General features: G+C 65.3%; 14 protein-coding genes. 5 read left to right on the top strand and 9 right to left on the bottom strand.

Annotated elements, in window-relative coordinates; translation table 11 throughout:
* Nucleotides 1-20 precede the first annotated feature (20 nt).
* The 7 genes from NED98_RS07860 to NED98_RS07830 form a co-directional block, all read right to left on the bottom strand.
* A complete protein-coding gene (locus NED98_RS07860; protein ID WP_265312506.1) occupies nt 21-809 on the bottom strand; it encodes an ATP-binding cassette domain-containing protein in 789 nt (262 codons plus the stop codon).
* The gene (locus tag NED98_RS07855) at nt 809-1,861 is read right to left on the bottom strand and encodes a FecCD family ABC transporter permease (RefSeq protein ID WP_265312505.1); all 1,053 of its coding nucleotides are present in this window, start codon (nt 1,859-1,861) and stop codon (nt 809-811) included. The genes NED98_RS07860 and NED98_RS07855 overlap by 1 nt, the downstream gene beginning before the upstream one ends.
* Before the next feature lies 1 nt (nt 1,862).
* Complete coding sequence (locus NED98_RS07850) at nt 1,863-2,753, bottom strand: heme/hemin ABC transporter substrate-binding protein (protein ID WP_265312504.1); 891 nt, start codon at nt 2,751-2,753, stop codon at nt 1,863-1,865.
* A gap of 197 nt (nt 2,754-2,950) precedes the next feature.
* Nucleotides 2,951-6,151 carry a WD40/YVTN/BNR-like repeat-containing protein gene (locus tag NED98_RS07845; protein ID WP_265312503.1) on the bottom strand — a complete coding sequence of 1,067 codons (3,201 nt, stop codon included), beginning with the start codon at nt 6,149-6,151 and terminating at the stop codon, nt 2,951-2,953.
* Nucleotides 6,152-6,295: 144 nt separating this feature from the next.
* Nucleotides 6,296-8,818, bottom strand: a complete 2,523-nt coding sequence (locus NED98_RS07840) for a TonB-dependent receptor (RefSeq protein WP_265312502.1) — start codon at nt 8,816-8,818, stop codon at nt 6,296-6,298.
* 459 nt (nt 8,819-9,277) lie between these two features.
* Entirely contained in the window at nt 9,278-10,006 is a 729-nt protein-coding gene (locus NED98_RS07835) for a PEPxxWA-CTERM sorting domain-containing protein (protein ID WP_265312501.1), read from the bottom strand.
* A 277-nt stretch (nt 10,007-10,283) separates the two neighbouring features.
* Nucleotides 10,284-11,297, bottom strand: coding sequence for a CapA family protein (locus NED98_RS07830; protein ID WP_265312500.1), 1,014 nt, complete (start codon nt 11,295-11,297; stop codon nt 10,284-10,286).
* A 166-nt stretch (nt 11,298-11,463) separates the two neighbouring features.
* Between NED98_RS07830 and NED98_RS07825 the strand changes: the two genes are divergently transcribed.
* The 5 genes from NED98_RS07825 to NED98_RS07805 all read left to right on the top strand — a co-directional run bounded on the left by NED98_RS07825 (nt 11,464) and on the right by NED98_RS07805 (nt 18,768).
* Complete coding sequence (locus NED98_RS07825; protein WP_265312499.1) at nt 11,464-14,340, top strand: TonB-dependent receptor; 2,877 nt, start codon at nt 11,464-11,466, stop codon at nt 14,338-14,340.
* A gap of 31 nt (nt 14,341-14,371) precedes the next feature.
* The gene (locus NED98_RS07820) at nt 14,372-15,757 is read left to right on the top strand and encodes a YfcC family protein (protein WP_265312498.1); all 1,386 of its coding nucleotides are present in this window, start codon (nt 14,372-14,374) and stop codon (nt 15,755-15,757) included.
* Between the two features lie 2 nt (nt 15,758-15,759).
* Entirely contained in the window at nt 15,760-17,592 is a 1,833-nt protein-coding gene (locus tag NED98_RS07815; protein WP_265312497.1) for a CocE/NonD family hydrolase, read from the top strand.
* A gap of 3 nt (nt 17,593-17,595) precedes the next feature.
* On the top strand, nt 17,596-18,525 hold the full coding sequence (locus tag NED98_RS07810; RefSeq protein WP_265312496.1) for a LysR substrate-binding domain-containing protein: 930 nt from the start codon (nt 17,596-17,598) through the stop codon (nt 18,523-18,525).
* Nucleotides 18,526-18,624: 99 nt separating this feature from the next.
* Nucleotides 18,625-18,768 carry a lmo0937 family membrane protein gene (locus tag NED98_RS07805; protein ID WP_179515263.1) on the top strand — a complete coding sequence of 48 codons (144 nt, stop codon included), beginning with the start codon at nt 18,625-18,627 and terminating at the stop codon, nt 18,766-18,768.
* A 6-nt stretch (nt 18,769-18,774) separates the two neighbouring features.
* On the opposite strand, the gene NED98_RS07800 is transcribed toward NED98_RS07805, so the two are convergent.
* Both NED98_RS07800 and NED98_RS07795 read right to left on the bottom strand, forming a co-directional pair.
* Entirely contained in the window at nt 18,775-19,731 is a 957-nt protein-coding gene (locus NED98_RS07800) for a sensor histidine kinase (RefSeq protein WP_265312495.1), read from the bottom strand.
* A gap of 146 nt (nt 19,732-19,877) precedes the next feature.
* A complete protein-coding gene (locus NED98_RS07795) occupies nt 19,878-20,321 on the bottom strand; it encodes a PaaI family thioesterase (protein WP_265312494.1) in 444 nt (147 codons plus the stop codon).
* Nucleotides 20,322-20,331: the final 10 nt, after the last annotated feature.

Raw genomic sequence — 20,331 nt, 5'->3', positions numbered from 1 at the left:
CAACCTATTGTTTCTTTTATCTATAAGTGGAAACGCAGGACGCGCTTACCGGCGTGGTCGTTATGACCGGTGGCTGACACGTCGAACACCTGCCGGATGAGATTGGGGGATATGTCGACCGAATCGTCGGCGATCGCCTGCACCTGGCCGTCGCGCAGGAAGACGAACCTGTCGCCATAATCGAATGCGAGGTTGAGATCGTGCAGGGTGACGACGATCGTGCAGCGCCGCGCGGGCAGCGTGCGGATAAGATCGAGGATCTGCAATTGGTGGTGGATGTCGAGGCTGGCGACCGGCTCGTCGAGGAAGATCGTGCGCGGGGCGGGGGTCGCCGTATCGTCCCACACCTGCGCGAGCACGCGGGCGAGCTGGACGCGCTGCTGCTCGCCGCCGGAGAGCGTGGGATAGATCTGGCGGCGGCGGGCGCTCATCCCGACCAGTTCGAGTGCGGCGTCGACGATGCGGCGGTCTTCGTGGCCGGGCGCGCGCGCGAAATGCGGATAGCGGCCCATCAGCACGACTTCCTCGACGGTGATCGCGAAATCGATCTCGACATGCTGCGACAGAAAGGCGCGCCGGAGCGCCAGTTCCTTCGCGCCGATCGCGAAGATGTCCCGGTCGTCGAGCAGCACGCGGCCGTCGGTCGGCCTGAGCCGGCCCGCCGCGATCTTCATCAGCGTCGATTTGCCCGCGCCATTGGGGCCGAGGATCACGTTCACCTTGTCGGGGGCGAAAGCGAGGCTGGTCGGCGCGACGATCGAGGTGCCGCCGGCCGACCAGCTCGCCTGATCGAGGACGATCCCCGTCATCACGTCGCGATCCGCCGCCGATAGGCGAGCAATATCCACAGGAAGATCGGCGCGCCGATCAGCGCGGTGATGATGCCGACGGGCAATTCGGCGGGGCGGATGACGATGCGCGCGACGACGTCGATCGCCTCCATCAGCAATGCGCCGAACAAGGCCGAGGCGGGGAGGAGGAAGCGATAGTCGGAGGAGCGCAGCAGCCGCATCATATGCGGCACGATCAGCCCGACGAAGGCGATCACCCCGACCATCGCGGTCGCCACCGAGACGATCAACGTGTTGAGGATCAGCAGGCGGAAGACGAGCTTGTCGGGATCGAAGCCGATGAACGCGGCATCGTCCTCGCCGAGCATCAATGCGTTGAGATCCTTGCCGCGCCTCAGGATGAACCACAGGCAGGGCAGGAAAATCGCGGTGACGAGCAAGGTGCCGCGCCAGTCGGCGGTGGTGAAGGTGCCGAGGTTCCAGAAGGTGATGTTGCGCGCCTGCGGGTCGCGCGCGATGTACGACAGGAAACCCGTTCCGGCATTGCACATCGCATTGACCGCGATCCCGGCGAGCAGCAGCGCGAGCACGTCGGTATGCCCGAACAGCGTCGCGATGCGATAGACGAGCAACGTCGCGAGGAACCCGCCGACAAAGGCCATCACCGGCACCGCGGCGGTCCCGAGCGGCGAAGTGAAGGCGAGCGCGGTGTTGCCGAGCACGAACACCGTCGACGCGCCGAGCGCCGCGCCCGAAGAGGTGCCGGCAAGGCCGGGCTCGACGATCGGGTTGCGGAACAATCCCTGCATCAGCGCCCCCGAAACGCCGAGCGTCGCGCCGGTCACCCCGCACAGCAGTACGCGCGGCACGCGCAGCGTCGCGAAGACGTTGAGATCGAGCGCTTCTTCCGGCGCGATCGGCGCGAGGCCGAGCCAATGCCCGACGAAGCGGAAGATCTGCGCCGGCGAGAAATAGAAGGACCCGATCGACAGCGACAGCAGCACCGCCGCAACGAGCGCGCAGGCCAGCAGCAGATGGATCTGTCCCCAGGATCGGTGGCGTGCCGCCATGTCAGCGCCCGGGATGCAGCCAGCCGGCGATCTTGCGCAGCGCCGCCGGGGTGCGCGGGCCGAAATACATGATTTCGGTTTCGAAGATGCGGTGGATACGCAGCGCCTTCGCCGCCGGGGTCAGCCCGACGCCGGGCAGGTCACGAAATTTCGCCGGAGAGCCATAGCGATCGAAGCCGACATCGGTGGCGATGATGATGTCGGGCGCGGCGCGCGCGATGATCTCCGGGGTCAGCCGCGCCATCCCGCCCATCTGGTCGAGCGCGTTGACCCCGCCCGCCCAATTGATGATCTGATCGGCGGCGCTGCCGCGCGTGAGGCCGAGATAGGTGTTCCCGATCTGGCCGAAATGGATCATCAGCACGCGCGGCTTGGGGGCCTTGGCATAGGGCGCCACGGCGGCGAGCGCGGTCTTCATTTCCGCCTGCCAGCGCGCGACGATCGCCTTCGCCGCCGCCTCGCGCCCGAAATAGCGGCCGAGCCTGAGCATCAGCTGCTGCGCGGTCTGCAAGGTCTCGCCCGGCGCCATCGTCTCGATCGGAATGCCGACCGAGCGGACCTGCGCGAGCACCGGGTCGGGGCCGACATTGCCGTCAGTGAGCAATACGCTCGGGCGCATCGAGATGATGCCCTCCGCGCTCAGCGCGCGATGATAGCCGACCGAGGTCAATCTGGTGATCTGCGGCGGATAGATCGAGGTGAGATCGCGCGCGACGAGATGCGATTGCGCGCCGATATCGAAGATGAACTCGTTGATCTGCTTGGAAACGCACACCACCCGATTTCCTGGCCCGGCGGCAAGGCCGCGCGCTGGCAGCGCCGCCGCGGCGCCGGCGGCGAGCAGGAGCCGGCCGGCGTCTCGGCGGGAAAGCGAGGGGTGGTTTGCGGACATGTTACTGGATCCTCCCCGGATCGTTCGAACCCATCCCCCGTTCGCCCTGAGCCTGTCGAAGGGCTGTCCTTCTTCATCGGAAGAAAGTGCAGGGCTTCGACAGGCTCAGCCCGAACGGGGATAGGACGTCGAGAACCGACTTCTGAATGATTGAGGAAAGGCGCCGCCGGTGCAAGCGACGCCCCTCCCCATAACGATCAAATCCCCGTCGAAACGTGCGGCGTGATCGTGATCGGCTTGAGCCTGGCCTGCCCGATCTGGGTGTTGAAGCTGGCGAGGTCGCCCGACTTCAGCTGGTTCCATTCGGCGAGATAGGCGGTCGCCTGCTGCTTGAGATCGTCGAACTCCTGCCGCGCCTGCTGGGTCGGCGGATTGTCCCCGGTGCCGACGGTCAGCGCGAGCGAGGCGAGCTGGTTGTTGAGCCGGATCGGGAAGTTGAGCGGATCCTCATTCGCGACCGACAATTTCTGCGTCAATTTATCTTCGATCGCATTGACCTTGCCGTCGAGCGCGTCGGCCGCAGCGACGAGTTCGGCCTTGCCGCCCGCTTCCTTGCGGACTTCGGCGAGCTTCTCGTGGAGCTGGCGGATTTCCAGCACCGCATTCTGCACCTCGCTCAATTCGCGGTTGACCGCCATCGCGAGGTCGAACTGCTCCTTGAGCTGGGCCTGGGTCAGCTTGACGTTGGGATTGGCGACGATCTCGATCGGCTGGGTCTGCGCCTTGCCGTTGACGGTGAGCCGCGCCTTATACTGCCCCGGAATGGCGACCGGCCCGAGCGTCGAGGCGTGCCACATCGCCAGTTTGGGCACATGCACCGGCCCCTGGACGCGCATATCCCAGGCGAAGCGATGCAGCCCCGCCGTGGTGCTGAGCGGGATCGGCGGCGGCGGGCCCCAGCCTTCCTCGTCGTCGTCCTCATCCTTGTCCTTATGCGCCGGCTTGCTGGTCGGCTTGAAGGTGCGGATCACCTTGTCCGAGGCGTCGAGGATCTCGAGCTTGATCGCCTCGGGCGAAACATCCTGCTTGAGGTTGTAATAGAGGATCGTCCCCTGCGGCGGATTGGCGCCGGTGAATTTGGTGTTCGAATCCCCGCGCCCGGTGAAGACCATGCGGATCGTCTGGCGCGGCTTGAACAGATGCACCGGCGCCTGCTCGACTGCCGCCGACCATTGCCGTAGCGGGCTCACGTCATCGAGCACCCAGAAGGCGCGGCCGTGCGTCGCCACCGCAATGTCGCCGGCGTGGACGACGAGATCGTGGATCGGCACCCGCGGCAGGTTAAGCTGGAGCGGCTTCCAATGCGCGCCGTCGTCGAACGAGAAGAAAATCCCGTTCTCGGTGCCGGCGTAAAGCAGCCCCTCGCGCTCCGGATCGGCGCGGACGACATGGACATAGGCGTCCGCCGGCAACCCGTCGGTGATCGAGGTCCAGGATTTGCCGAAATCGTCGGTGCGGAAGGCATAGGGCTTGTAATCGCCCAGCTTGTGCCGCTCGACCGCGATATAGGCCGTGCCCGGCTTGTGCGGATGCGGCTCGACCATGTCGACCGTGCCCCATTCGGGCATGTCCTTCGGGGTGACGTTGGACCACGCCTTGCCGCCGTCGCTGGTCATCTGAATGAGGCCGTCGTCGGTGCCGGCCCACAACAGATCCTTCTGCGCCGGGGATTCGGCGAGCGAGAAGACCGTGCCGTACAGCTCGACGCTGGTATTGTCCTTGGTCAGCGGGCCGCCCGAGGAAAGCTGCTTCGACTTGTCGTTGCGCGTCAGATCGGGCGAGATGATCTCCCACGATTGGCCGTCGTTGGTCGTCTTATACACCACTTCATTGGCGTTATAGAGCACCTTGGGATCGTGCGGCGAGAAGAGGAGCGGTTCGGTCCACTGGCCGCGATGCTTCACGTCCTTCGGCGCCCAGCCCATCGTCTCGTGCGGCCACGGCTTGATCGGGATCGCCTGCCCGGTGCGGTCGTCGAAGCGCGATACCTCGCCCCAATAGCTCCCGCCGATGACGATATGCGGGTCCTTCGGATCGGGGATGATATAGCCGCTCTCGCCGCCGCCCACCGGGCGCCAGTCGCGCATCGTGATCCCGCCGGTCACGCTCGCCGAGGCGATGCGGACGCTCGTATTGTCCTGCTGCGCGCCGTAGATATTGTACGGCACCTGATTGTCGACCGCGATGTGATAGATCTGCCCGGTCGGCTGGTTGTCCCCCTGCGTCCAGCTTTCGCCGCCGTTGACCGAGACGTTGACCGCGCCGTCGTTGCTGTTGACCATATACCGCGTGTCGAGCGGGTTGATCCACAATTGGTGGTTGTCGCCGTGGAAGGTCGGCATCGACTTGAAGGTCTTGCCGCCGTCGGTCGACTTATACGCGCCGGTGTTCATCACGAACACCTTGTTGGGGTCTTTCGGGTCGGCGAAGACGTTGGTGTAATACCAGGCGCGCTGGCGATATTCATTGTCGCTGTTGATGAGCTGCCACGATGCGCCGCCGTCGTCGGTGCGATAGAGCCCGCCCTTTTCGGCCTCGATCAGCGCATAGACGCGCTTCGGATCGGCGGTCGGCGCGACCCCGATCTTGCCGAGGATGCCCTCGGGCAGCCCGTTGCCGGTCATCTTCTGCCAGGTGGTGCCGCCGTCGGTCGAGCGATAGAGCCCGCTGCCGGGGCCGCCGCTTTCCATGATCCACGGCTTGCGATGCACCTGCCACATCGCCGCCCAGACGATATTGGGATTGCCCGGATCGATCTGCACATCGACCGCGCCGGTCTTGTCGTCGACGAACAGCACGCGCTCCCACGTCTTGCCGCCGTCGCGGGTGCGATAGAGGCCGCGCTCGCCGCCGTCGCGGAACAAGGGGCCGCCCGCCGCGACGAAGACGAGGTTGGGATCGGTGTTGCTGATCGCCATCCGGCCGATGAATTCGGAGCCGCGCAGCCCGGCGAACGCCCAGGTCTTGCCCGCGTCGGTCGACTTGTAGACGCCGTTGCCCCCGATCACATTGCCGCGCGGCGCGCCGCCCTCGCCGGTGCCGACATAGATGACATTGGGGTTGGAGGGCGAGACGACCAGCGCGCCGACCGCGGGCGCGGCCTCGGGGAATTTATCCCATAACGGCACCCAGGTGCGCCCGGCGTCGGTCGTCTTCCACACCCCGCCAGAGGCCATGCCGCCGTAATAAGTGGTGGGATCGCCGGGTACCCCCGAAACGCCGGTGGCGCGCCCGCCGCGGAACGGGCCAAGCTGGCGATATTCCATGCCGCCGAACGGGGAGGCGGCGGTCTTTTCGGCCGCGGGTTTGGCGGGCTTGGTCTTGGCAGCGAGCGGAGCCGATAGAAGGAGAGACGTACCGGCTAGCAGATATGCCGCAAAAACTACCTTCTTCTTCATCATCGGCTCCCCGTTTGATATTCATCCGTCTCTCAGGAGACGGGCGCTTATTGCTGTATTGTCGTGGTATTTAATGGCGTGGGCAAAGCCGTGACCGGCACCCCGATGCGGCCACAGGCCACATCGGGATGCCGACCGCCGGCCTCACTTGAACTTGGCCATGACCTGCAGGCCTACCACGCGCGGCGCGGTGGTGACCGCGAAGTTCGGCTTGACGACATTGCCGTTGTAACGCCAGCCAAGCTGGGTCGCGCTGGCCTGGCCGTTGGTCAGGTTGACGAGGCCGATCGTGTTGAACAGGTTGTTGGCGAACAGATAGACGCCCCAGCGGCCCTGATCCTTCTCCAGCCCGACGCGCAACCCGACCGTGGCGAAACCCGGCAGGGTATAGAGCGCCGCGCCGCCCGGCGTGCCGCCCGGGCCATTCGGATAATTGCGGGCATATCGCGGCAAATCGTAGGTGGTCAGCGCGCTGCTGCGATAGCTGAGATCGCCGTGATAGATGATCTCCAGATCGTCGCCGACCGGCGTACTATAGTCGGCGCTGGCCTGGAGCGTCCACTTCGGCGAATAGGGGATCGGATCGCCCGACTTGCCCGCGGCGATCGCCGCGCAGCCGAGCGAGCCGTCATAGGGAATCGGGCATTGCGCGATGCCGCTCGGCAGCGACTGATCGCCCTTCAGCTTGGCGTCGATATAGCTGCCCGACACCTTCAGCGACAGCCGGTCGACCGGGTAGAAGGCGGTGTCGAATTCGATGCCCTGGATCCGCGCCGGGCTCGAGCTGTTGGTGATGAACCCGAACGCATTGTTGAACGACGCCGAGACCTGCATGTTGGTCCAGTCCATGCGGAACGCATCAACGTTCAGCACCACCTTGCGATCGAACCAAGAGGTCTTGAGACCGGCTTCGTAGTTCCACACCGAGTCCGAGCTATAGACGGCGGCATAGCTCGGCAGGCCCAATGTCTGGTTCACGCCGCCGGGACGATAGCCCTGCGTCGCCGAGACGTAGAACATCACGTCACGGTTGAACTTGTAATTGGCGCTGAACTTCAGCAGCTTGCCGTTCTCATCGCCCCCGGTGGTCAGCGGTGCCTGACGCGTGTTGCCCGCGATATAGCTGGGGATGAGGACGGTCGAGGTCGTCCGCTTCTTGTAGTTGAAATAGCGGATGCCGGCGGTCAGGCTGAGTTTGTCGGTAGCGTCCCAGGTGCCTTCCGCAAAGCCCGCATATTGTTCGAGCCGGTCGTCGATCGTGCGATCCAGCCCGACACTGTCGACCCCGACCGTATAGACATTGCCCGCCGGGAAGCCGACCGGGTAAAGCTGGATACCGGTGACGGGATCGGCCGGGCTCAGGATCGATTCGGTATAGTTCTTGCGGTAGCTGTGATAGAAGCCGACCGTCCATTTGAAGTCGTGGCGATCGTCCGCGAGGCGGATTTCTTCGGTCGAAGTCTTGTTCGACTGCGGCTGATAGGTCGTGCTGTTGCCATAGCCGTTGACCAATGCCTGATAGCCGGCGCCGTTACAGGTGGTGCCCGCGATGAAGCCCGCGTTGCAATCGCTCACGAAGGCGGCATAGCCCGGGATCGCCGTGCCCGCGCCGGTATAAGCGGGGACCAGGCCGCGGGTATGGTTCACCGACTGCCATTTCGAGAAATAGGGCGTATAGTCGAACTTATATTGCAGCTTGCGATCGGAATAGGAGGCGGCGACCGTCAGCGTCGCGAAGTCCATGTCCCAGTTGAGCGTGCCGGAGAACAGTTTCATCCGGTCTTCCTGCGGCTGCTGCATCAGCAGCGTCTGATCGAATTTCTTTCCGGTCAGCTGATATTCGGTATAGTTCCAGCTCGTCCCTGCGCCCTTGCGGTCCTGATAGACTGCCATCAGGTCGAGCGTGATATTGTCGGCCGGCTTGATCCGCGCGGTGACGCGTCCGCCGTAGCTCTTGTTAGTGTTGATGTTCTTCAGGCCGAGCAGCGTGTTGTCGATATAGCCCGCGGTGCGGTCATAATAGCCGACCGCGCGGACGCCGATCAGGTCCTTGATCACCGGGATATTGACCATCCCGTTGACCTGCCGCCCGATCGCGCCGTCGCTGCCGGTGGCGGTGTTGATCTGCGCGTCGATTGCGCCTTCGTAGCGGTCGAGCTTGGGCTTGGCGAAGATGATGCGCATCGTGCCGCCCATCGAGCCCGCGCCATAGAGCGTGCCCTGCGGGCCGCGCAGCACTTCGGCGCGCTCGACGTCGAACAGGCGCAGGCTCGGCTGGGTGCCGCCGGCATCGTTCGAGACGCCGCCGGTGCCGCTCAGCGGGACGTCGTCATAATAGATCCCGACCAGCGCCTCGCCGGTGGCATAGAGGTTGCGGATGATGACGCGGCTGCCGCCGTTGGCGTTTTCGTTGATCTGCAGGCCCGGGGCGATGCGGCTCAGCGCCGCCGAGTCGGTGATATTCTGCTTGGTCAGCGTTTCGGCGGTCACCGCCGAAATGGCGAGCGGGGTCTGCTGGATATTGGTCGCGCGCTTCAGCGCGGTGACGACGATTTCATTGGGATCGGCCGCGGCGGCCGGCGGCGCGCTCGCCTCGGGCGCGGGGGCAGGCGCGGTCTGCGCGGCGGCGATCGCCGGATAGCAAAGCGACGACGTCAGCAGCAGCATGGCCGCGGTCGTACGCCGAGCAGTGGTACAGGACATATTGTAAAAACGTTCCGACATGGAACCCCCTCCCTAGTGAACCGAACCCCGTTCCCCTCCCGTCGCGCGGCCTTTGACCGCGCCTTATCCGGGCATCATGACCCGCGGCCTTGGTTAGTGATTTTATTACTCGCTCCCCCGAGCCGCCAAGGGAGCACGGTACATAAATGACTCGCGGGGCTATTAAAATTACTTAGCCTGTAAACGTCAAGGCGCAAACTTCGGGTGACGTAGCGGAATTTCGAGTCGGGTCGGGAGCGCGCGCTTTCGGAAACCTCATTGCCGGCTCCGGCGGACGGCGTAGCGGTTGTACAGGATGGGCGGGAGGGGTGCTGCGATTGGCCCGGAGCGGGGCGCGGGAATCAAAAAAAGGGCCCCGTCGCGCCGGGCGACGGGGCCTTTTCGATGTCGGTCTGTCGGCGATCAGGAATAAGCGACCGAGGTCTTGACCTTGCGCTTGCGCATCACCCCGCCGACCGCGCCGAAGCCGATGATCATCATCGTCCAGGTCGCCGGCTCGGGCACGCCGGGCGTGACGGAGGCGTTGGAAAGGTCGATCGAGACCTGCTTCAGGCTGTCGAACTTCTGCGACACCACGCTGTTCTTTTTGCCGTAGCTCCACAGATTTTCGAACTCGATCGAGGAGAAAATCCGGTTGTCGTCGGAAGAAATCCCGAAATGCTGGTTGCCGTTGGTCTGGATCGCCACGTTCTGGAAGGTGATCGATCCGCCCGCGAGCAGGTTGAGCACGATATCGCCGTAATAGGTGTTGTTGCCCTTGCCGAGCGCGTCGAGCCCGAAGTTGATCGCGGTGAAGCCGTCGAAACCGGTGTAGCCGGCGCTCGACCCGCGCGGATCGATCGTCAGCGACGAGAAGCCCGCGCTGTTGGCGCCGTTGCCGATGCCCGAGACGCTCGCGAAGCCCGCGCCGCCCGACTGCTTCAGCTTATCCGGCGACGAGAAATCGACGAGATAGCCGCTGTCGGTGATGAGCGGCAGGTTGTTGGCACTCGTCGCGCCATTGCCCTTGATCTTGTCGGTCAGGTTGACCGGGCTCGGCGAGAAATTGAGCGTCACGCCGTTGATCGTGGTCGTGCCGGTGATGAAGGTGGCGGCCATCGCCGACGAACTGGCGGTGATGGAGAAGGCCAACGCCAAGCCTAGAGACAATGCTTTCATCTGATCGAACCCCCGTCGCTATGTGCGCCTTGGTCCCGATGTGGAAAGGGTGGGCCGAAACCGGAGCGCTGACGGGAGTGGCTTTGTAATCTTTCGTAAATTGATTCAAGGTTAACAAAAGGGGCCGTGTCCCATTTTGGGAGATGAGATTCGGAGGTGCGTTGAGTGAATTATAGTTAACGAGCATTGGCTGCGAGGGTAAGGCCGTTAATATTGTTTCTGTGCGCGATGTCTCTTGTTTCGCATCCCGTCAGAGAGCGCCCGACGGCACCAGTTCCGGTGCGCCGGACGAATATTCGCCGCGCTTCGTCGCATCCAATCGGATCGGGTGAAACCGGGCGTCGACGAACCGACCGTGGGCGAAACGCGCGTCGACGATCACCGATTGCCACGCCGATGCGCCATAGGCGCCGTCGGCCTTGCGCGTCTGGAAGATGAAATTGCCGAGCCCGTGAAACAGCGGCGCGCCGCGATAGAATTCGTCGCGCTGCATCGCGGGCGTGCCATGCCCGACGAACGCCGCCGCCCCGGCGTCGGCACAGGCGCGCGCGAATGCTTTCTGCCACACCGGCGTATCGCTCTGCACCGGTTCCCAATAATGGTTGTGGAGACACATCAACACGGTCGCGCCTGAAGCGCGCACGGTGCGGATCGCGGCGAGCACCCGCGCGACATCTTCGGGTTCGAGCGAGCCGTCAACGCCGCGACGCAGTTCGTTCACCCCGGGATGATCGGCTGCGGCGGCCGCGTCGGGGCGAATCGCGCCAGCCGCCGCCGCGACCAGCGCAAAGCCGCCGTGGGGTGTCTGCTGAATGGCGGGCGCCGCCGCGGCGTCCAGATCGCGCCCCGATCCCGCATGGACGATCCCGTGCCGATCGAGCGCGTCGATCGTCGAGAGGATTCCGCCGGTGCCGAGATCCCAGGCGTGGTTGTTGGCGGTCGTCACCAGCGTGACGCCGAGCGCCCTGAGGCAATCGAGCACCGCGGGCGGGGCGTGGTGGAGCGTTGCATCGCTGCGGGTCGGTTCGCCCGCGCCCTCGCCCTCGATCGGGGTTTCCAGATCGGTGAAGACCACATCGGCGCGGCGCAGCAGCGCGGCGATCGCGGCCATTCCCGGCCAGCCGTCGTCACAGATCGCGCGCTGGATCAACGATTGGCCGAGCAGCATGACGCGTAGCGGGCGCTGGTCGCGCGCCTGTGCGATGCGCGGCAGCAGCATCGCGCCGCCGATTGCCGCCAGAATCGTTCGCCGATCAGGATTCATCGCCCGCTTTTCGCTTTTATTCCCGGGTCATAATCGGAAAGCTCGCGACGCCGGCAACCCTATACCTGTTTTGGTATGGGCTGATGAAGTTCCGCCATCAGCTTTCGCCCCCCGTGCGATCGGCTAGCTGTGCGGCGAATCGAAAAATAATCTGGGGGGCTGTGCCATGATCGATCGGGGTATTTATCGGCGCGCCAGCGCTATGATGCTGGGCGCGAGCCTGTTGACGATTGCGCTGATCGCGCCGGCGGGGGCGCAGGAACTGGCGGCGACCCCGGCGGCCGGCGCGCCGGAAGCGGGGGAGGTCGTCGTCACCGGCTCGCGTATCCAGCGGCGTGACGCGGCGACGGTCGGCCCGCTGCTGACGATCACCGCCGACGATATCGCCAAATCGGGCAGCGTCTCGCCCGGCGATCTGCTCCAGAAATTGCCCTCGGCGGGGGTCAGCCTCAATTCGAACGGGACGCAAGGCACCTCCTACGGCGCTTCGTCGATCAACCTGCGCTACCTCGGCGGTAGCGAGGGCAGCGGCAACCGCGTGCTGGTGCTGGTCGACGGGCATCGCTGGGTCGACGCGGTCGGGCAGCGCGGCTTCCGCGATTTCGTCGATCTCAACACGATCCCGATGGGGATGATCGAGGGGATGGAGGTGCTGAAAGACGGCGCCTCGGCGATCTACGGCGCCGATGCGATCGCGGGCGTGGTCAATATCAAGACGATCCGCCCGTTCGACGGCATTCGCGGCTCGACCCGCATGGGCATCACCGACAAGGGCGACGGATCGGAATATTCGGCGACGCTCAACGTCGGCAAGCGCTTCGGGCGCGCCTCGATCGTCCTGTCGGGCAGCTATTATGAATCGAAGGCGATCCGCACCGACGCGCGGCCGCTGACCACCACCTCGCTCGTCCCGGTGACCGCACCGGGCACAAGCCCGAGCGGGCTCTACATCCTGCCGGGCCTCTCCTCGAACGGCTATTTCGGGACGCGTCCGGGGTTCGCCGGTTCGAGCGCGCCGATCGCGCTCAACACGCCGGGGACGCTTTATGGCTCGGGCGCGAGCGCGGACAATGCCTTCCACACCGCCGCGCTGCCGGGCGATTATTACAACACCCAGGCGCAAGGCATTTACTCGGCCGGCCCGTCGCAGCGCTACGGCTTCTACGGCCGGTTCGATTACGAGCTCGCCGACAACCTCAATTTCAAATTCGAAGGGCTGTATAACGAGCGCAAGTCGGATCAGCTCTTCTCGCCGGTGCTGCTCGATATCGGCGGCACCGCGGGAACGGTGCGCGGCTTCTACATCCCCAATAATCAGGCGTTCAATCCGTTCGGCACCGCGAACGGGGTGCCGACCGCCAATGCGCTGGCGTTCGGCGCCAATTCGGCGTTCCGCGTCCGCAAGGTGATGACCGACGTCGGCAATCGCGACAATATCCAGGACGTGCAGACCTGGCGCATCGCCGCCGGGCTCGACGGCAGTTTCAAGCTGTTCGGCAACAATTGGCGTTGGGACGCCTTCGGCAGCTACGCCAAGAACAGCATCCAATCGACCGCGCTCAACGGCATCAATTACGACAATCTCTATCTCGCGCTCGGCAATCCGGCGACCTGCGCCGCAACGGCCGGCTGCGTGCCGGTCAATCTGTTCGGCCCGATGACGCCGGCGCAGGCGGATTATATCCGCTTCACCACGCGCGAGAGCAATTATACCGAGCTGTGGAACGGCACGATCAACGCCACCGGCACCTTGTTCAACCTGCCGGCGGGGGAGGTCGCGCTCGCGGTGGGTTATGAATATCGCCGCAATCGCGGGGTGGATAATCCCGACGCGATCGCCAATGCGCCGTCGCTCTATCTGAACAATGCGCTCTATACCAAGACCACCGCGCAGACCCGCACCGCGACTCGCGGCAGCTATGATCTGCACGAAGTCTACGGCGAATTGTCGGTGCCGGTGCTCAAGGATTCGCCGGTCGGCAAGAGCCTCGATCTCAGCCTGGCCGGGCGTTACTCGCGCTATTCGACCGTCGGCGGCAAGGCGACCTTCAAGGGCGGCCTCGGCTATCGCCCGGTCGAGGGCGTGCTGCTGCGCGGCACCTATGCGCAGGGCTTCCGCGCGCCGTCGATCCTCGAACTCTATCAGGGTGCGCGCCAGACGAGCTTCCAGGGCAGCGATCCGTGCAACGGCGGCGCGGCGGCCAATGCCGGCAAGCCGGGCTGCGTCGGGGTGCCGGCGGGCTATAATCAGGCCAATTACAATCTCAACGGCCTGATCCCCGGGGTGATCAGCGGCAATCGCAATTTGCGCCCGGAAACCTCGGACAGCATCAGCGCCGGCGTCGCGCTGACCCCGCTCCACGGGCTGTCGATCACGGTCGATTATTACAATATCAAGATCAAGAACGCGATCGCCTCGCAATCGCCGACCCAGATCATGCAGCTGTGCGCGCAGCGCGCCGGGGTGTTCTGCGAACTCGTCCAGCGCGACGCGAGCACGGGGGCGATCATCAACCTGCTGCAGGGCGCGCAGAACCTCAATTCGATCAAGACCGACGGCGTGGACGCGACGGTGCGCTACGATTTCACCACCGGCGTCGGGCGGTTCGGGGCGGTGGTAGATGCGTCGTGGCTCGGCTCGTTCCGCACCGTTTCGCCCGATCCGGCGACCGGCGGGACGATCGTCGACGACCGCGCCGGCAAGGGCGATCAGCCGCGCGCGACCTATCCGCGCTGGAAAGGACAGGCCTCGCTCAACTGGGACGGCGAGGGCGCCAATGCCACCCTGCGCGCGCGCTATATCGGCAGCACCACCGATGTGGTGAACCCGGTGAAGGACGCGCGCACCAAGGCGGTGACCTATATCGATGCCGAGGTCGGTTTCGACGTCGGCGAGGGGCGCACGCGCTTCGGCATCGGCGTCAACAATCTGTTCGATACCCAGCCGCCGGCTTCCTATGCCAATGCGCCGATCAATTACGACATCTACACCTATGACGCGCGCGGGCGCTTCCTCTACGCGCGTTTCTCGGTGAAGCTGTAAGTGACGCGGGCGGCAGCGGGGCGCTGACACGATGAACGGGCAGGCGAGGCATCACGGGTCGCTCGATCCGGTGCTGATGATGCTGGCGGCGATGATCCTCGCGATCGCGCTGACCTGGATCATCCCCTCGGGCGAGCACCAGCGCACCTCCGACAAGGAGAATGCGCCGGTGATCGCCGGCACCTATCAGCCGCTCGCCAAGCCGCTCGGCGCGGCGCTGCTGCTGCCGGGCAAGGCGAAGGAAGGGGAGGCGCGGCCGGTGAGCCCGGTCGCGCTCGCCACTTCCATCCCGGCCGGACTCAAGAAATCGGCGCCGCTCATTTTCATGATCCTGTCGCTCGGCGGGATGTTCGGGGTGATGCGTGCGACGGGGGCGCTCGATGCCGGAATCCAGCGGCTGATCGGGGTCAGCGGCGGGCGGATGGCGATCCTCGTGCCCATATTGATGCTCGCCTTCTCGGCGGGCAGCACCTTCCTCGGCATGATTTCCGAATATCTGCTGCTGATCCCGGTGATGGTCGCGCTGGCCGAGCGGCTCGGGCGGAGCCGGATGTTCGGCTTCGCGATCGTCACGCTCGCGGCGAAGGTCGGGTATCTCGCCTCGGTCACCAGCCCGGTCGCGCTGCTCATCGCACAGCCGATCGTCAATGTGCCGGTGTTCAGCGGGCTCGGTTTCCGCCTCGCGATCTGGATCGTCTTCCTCGCGATCGCGATGCTCTATGTGCTGCGCGAGGCGCGGATCGTCTCGTCCCCCGCGCCGATCGAGCATGAGCGCCTCTCGTCACGCCACCTCGCGATCCTGCTGATCGCGGCGGCGACGCTGGTGCTGCTGGTCGTCGGGTCGCTTGAATTCGGCTGGCACGACGGCGAATTCACCGCCTTGTTCATCGCCGCCGCCGCGGTGATGACGCTCGTCGCGCGGGTGCCGGCGCGCAAGGGCGTCGCCTTGTTCGTCGACGGGATGAAGTCGATGATGCTCGCCGCCTTGCTGGTCGGCATGGGCCGCGCGGTGGAGGTGATCCTGCGCGACGGGCAGATCCTCGATACGATCATCGAGGCGGTGTCCTCCGGCATCCACGGCATGTCGCCGGTGATCGTCGCGCCGATCGTGATGGGGGTGGAGATGATCCTCACCCTGCTCATCCCCTCGACCTCGGCCAAGGCGGCGCTGAGCATCCCGGTGCTCGGGCCGATCGCCGCCTCGGCGGGGGTGTCGGGGCAGGTGACGGTGCTCGCCTTCCTGTTCGGCAACGGCCTCGTCAACATGCTCGCGCCGACCTCGGGGATGCTGCTCGCCTATCTCGCCGCGGCGGGGATTCCCTATAACCAATGGTTCCGCTTCGCCGCGCCGCTGTTCGCATTGCTCGCGCTCCTCTCGGCGGCGGCGCTGATGATCGCCGTATTGATCGGTTACTGACGATGACGACGATCCTCAGTGACCAGATGGTCGCGATGCGCGACGGCGTGCGGCTGGCGACCGACATCTATCTGCCCGACGGGCCGGGGCCGTTCCCGGTGCTGCTCGAACGCACGCCCTATGACAAGACCGGCACCAACCACGGTGACTTCACCGCGCGGGACCCTGAGCCGCGTTCCAAGCCGGAGATCGCGCGCTGGTTCGTCGAAGCGGGCTATGCCTATGTTCTGCAGGATTGCCGCGGCCGGTTCGCGTCCGAGGGGGTGTTCACCAAATATCTGCGCGAGGCGGAGGACGGGGCGGATACGCTGGCCTGGCTGCTCGACCAGCCATGGTGCGACGGAAGGGTGGGGACGCTGGGCCTCTCCTATGGCGCGCATGTGCAGAATGCGCTGGCCTGCCTCAACCCGCCGGGGCTGGCGGCGATGTTCCTCGATTCAGGCGGTTTCTCCAGCGCCTATCACGGTGGCGCGCGGCAGGGCGGGGCGTTCGAGCTCAAGCAGCTCACCTGGGCGCGCAAACATGCGTTGCAATCGCCTGAAACCGCGGCCGATCCCGCGCGACGCGCGGCGCTGGAAAGCGAGAAGATCGAGGATTGGATCGGCCGCCGCTGGCGCATCGGCCATTCCCCGCTCTCCGCCGCGCCCGAATATGAAGCCTATATCGTCGAGCAATGGGACAATGACCGGCTGACCGATTTCTGGAAGCAGCGCGGCATCTACGCCTTCGACAGCTATGGCGATTATGCCGATGTGCCGGCGGTGCACATGTCGAGCTGGTACGATCCCTATTCGCAGACCGCGATCGACAATTTCACCGCGCTGGCGCCGATCAAGCGCGGGCCGATCAAATTGGTGCTCGGGCCGTGGACCCACGGGCAACGTTCGGTCACTTCTTCAGGTGACGTGGATTTCGGCGCGGATGCGGTGCTCGACGGGCAGGTCGGGCCGGATTATTTCGCGCTGCGCCGCGACTGGTTCGACCGGCATATGCTGGGGCGCGACGACGCGCCGGAGCATCTCCCGGCGCCGGTGCGCCTCTTCGTGATGGGCGGGGGCAGTGGGCGGCGGACCGCCGAGGGTCGGCTCGATCACGGCGGGCGCTGGCGCGACGAGGCGGCATGGCCGGTGCCGCGCGCGCGCGATGCCGTGCTGTATCTCCACCACGACGGCGGGCTGCGCGGCGAAGCGCCGGCGACGGGGGTGGCGCCGCTATCCTATGATTTCGACCCGGCCGATCCGGTGCCGACGATCGGCGGCGCGATCACTTCGGGGGCGCCGCTGATGTTCGCCGGTGGTTACGACCAGCGCGAGACCGAAGATCTGTTCGGCGCGCGCCACCCGGGCCGCGCGCTCGCCGAGCGGCCCGACGTGCTGGTGTTCGAAACCGAGCCGCTCGCGCATGATACCGAGGTGACCGGGAGTGTCGTCGCCGCGCTGCATATCAGCTCGTCGGCGATCGACACCGATTTCACGATCAAGCTGGTCGACGTCTATCCTCCGAACGAAGACTATCCCCAGGGCTATGCGCTGAACCTCGCGCATGGCATCCTGCGCGCGCGTTTCCGCAATTCGTTCGAACATCCCGAGCCGCTGGAGCCCGATACGGTTCATGTCATTACGATCCGGGCATTTCCCACCAGCAACCTGTTCCGCGCCGGGCATCGCATCCGCATCGAGGTGTCGAGCAGCAACTTCCCGCATTTCGACGTCAACCCGAACAGCGACTGGCGGGACGCGGATGCTGCGCCGGTGGTGGCGCGCAACAGCATCTTCGTCGATCGCGATCACCCCTCGCATATCCTCCTGCCGATCGTTCCCCACGCGAAAGGCTGAGCGATGAAGCGCGAGCCCAACCGGCCGCTCGCGACGCTCGGGGTGCGTGCGCTCGAAACCTTGTCGGAGGTGATGCGCACCGGTTCCGCGACCGCCGCCGCGGCCAATCTCGGGATGACCCAGCCGGGGGTCAGCCGCACACTGGCACAGCTCGAACGCACGATCGGTTTCGAACTATTCTACCGCGATCGCGGCAAGCTCGTGCCGACCAAGGACGGGCGGCTACTCGCCGAGGAGGTCGAGTTTGCGCTTGCCGGGTTGCAGCGGGTTGCGAACCTCGCCGACGATATCGCCAATTCGGCGGCGGGCGAACTCAGCGTCGTCGCGCCGCCGAGCTTCGCTGAGGGCGTGCTCCCTGCGATCGTCGCCAGCTTTCTCCAGAAACATCCCGGGGTGCGCTTCAACCTCGATTCGCGCAGCCTCGAAACCAGCCGGATGATGATCGCGACCCGCGTGGTTGATTGCGGCTTCATGAAGATGCCGATCGCGGGCGACGATCTGCATTGCGAGCCTTTGGTGTCGAGCGGATCGGCGTGCGTGCTCCCCGCGCGGCACCCGCTCGCCGCGCATGAGGTGCTGACCCCCGATCTGTTACGCGCCGCGCCGCTGATCCTGCTCGGTTCGGGGCGGCAATGGCGCATCCAGGTCGATCAGGCGTTTGCGGGCTATCGCCTGCGCCCGACGGTGGCGATCGAGACGCACACCCACGGCTCGGCCTGCGCGCTCGCCGCGCGAGGGGTGGGGATTGCGATCGTCAACCGGTTGCTCGCGCGCGCCTATCTGCGCGACGATCTGGTCATGCGCAGCTTCGCGCCGCCGATCGTCCACCAATATGCCTCGGTCACTTCGATCAACCTGCATGGATCGCGGCTCGTTTCGGCGTTTCTCGACGAGGCGCGCGCCGAACTCGCCAAGATCGCACCGGACGATTGATCGCGCGGTTCGTCGCACGCGAAACGATCGCACGGAACGCTTCGGGCGATCCCTTCGTTTTCGCGCGGGTTTCACACGGAGAACATGGAGAGAAACGCGATGCTCTGGACGATTGTCGTAATCCTGCTGATCCTGTGGATCCTCGGTTTCAGCCTTCATGTCGCCGGCGGGTTGATCCACATCCTGTTGATCATCGCGCTGATCGTCGGGCTCGTTCAGCTGTTCACCGGCCGCAGGGTATAGGCCGGGTCAGTTCCGCGCCGCGGCGGGCTTGAGCGCGATCGAGCAACGCGCGCCGTCCGGCGGGAATTCGAGCGAAACCGCGCGAAACGCGGGATGTCGATCGATCAGGCGTGAGCCGAGCCCGCGGCGCAGCGGTGGCTCGACGCGCGGGCCGTTGCTTTCCTGCCAGACGATCGTCACCCCGTCGCGGCCGGCGCCGTCCCAGCTCACCGCAACCCGCCCCTCGGGCACGCTGAGCGCGCCATATTTCGATGCATTGGTCGCCAGCTCGTGAACTGCCATGACCAGCGGGGTGCATTCGGCCGCAGAAATCGGCGTCTCCGGTCCCTCGACCGAAATGCCGCCGTGATCGGCGAACGGCTTCAACGCATCCTCGACGAGCGTGCGCAATTCGCACGGCTCGCAGTCGCGCCGGGTCAGCAGATCCTGCGCCTGAGCAAGCGCCTGGATGCGCGGCAATAATCGTTCGAGGAAATCCTCGGCCGATTCATCGGGCCGAAGGCAGCGGCGCGCAATCGCGCCGATCAGCGCCAGATTGTTCTTGGACCGGTGGCCCAGCTCCGCCGCGAGAAACGCCTCGCGCCGCGCGGCGGCATCGAGTTCGGTGACGGTGCGCCGCAACGTCTGCCCCAAAAAGATCAGCGTCGCGCTGACCAGCAGGAACAGCAGCTCGCGCGCAAGCGCCTCGTTGGCGGTGAAGCTCGCCGCCGGCCTGAACAGCAGGTCGTTGGTGATCAGCGAGCCCAGGGCGACGATCGCCGCCGCCGGCCAGTCGACCAAAATGCCCGCCAGCATCACCGCGGGGAAATAGGTGAGATAGGGAATCCGCCCCTGGAGCAACGGCTCGAAACCGAAGCGGACGAGGGTGGGAACGGCGATCGACAGCACGACGAACAGCACAAGCCCGGCCCTGGATCGCGTGCCGGTGAGAATGGCGTGTTTGACGAATCCAATGCGTGTCATGCGTCACATCGCTTTCGATATGGCCGTATGAACTGCAGCCCACCCCTTGCTCCCGGCTTCGCTGCGGAAGGGGAGCTTGCCCAATAGGATCGCGAATCTCTCGCGAGTCAAGCATTTGAGGTTATCGTCGCACGGTTTCGCCTGCCTCAGGGAAGCGCATAGCCGACCGTCGACTGGGCGATCAGCCGGTCCTCGGTCCGCTGCCAGATCCGCACGTCGACCGTGGCGAGCCGGCGACCGAGCTTTAAAAGCCGCGCATCGGCGAAGATCGGCTCGAAGCGGCAGGCGCGCAGAAAGGAAATCGACAGCGCGTTGGTCACTGCCATCGCGATTGGGCCGATATGCGCGAGGATGATGCCGTAAGCCGCGACGTCGACCAGCGCCATCAGCGTCGGCCCCGAGACGATATCGCCGGGGCGCTTCATCGCTGGCACCGGATCGAGCCGCATCCGCAGGTGATTGGGGGCGAGGCGCTCGACCTCCCCGAGCGTCGGCCGCACCGAGGCGGGGAACGCACCATCGAGAAATGTCGACAGCTCTTCGGCGGTCAGGCGGAGTGTTTGCGGGGAGGGGGCGGTAAAGCTTGTCATTCAATCGCCT

It is taken from the genome of Sphingomonas lycopersici (assembly GCF_026130605.1).
GTDB classification, from domain to species: Bacteria; Pseudomonadota; Alphaproteobacteria; order Sphingomonadales; family Sphingomonadaceae; genus Sphingomonas; species Sphingomonas lycopersici.
This window is presented reverse-complemented; position numbering and strand designations above follow the sequence as displayed.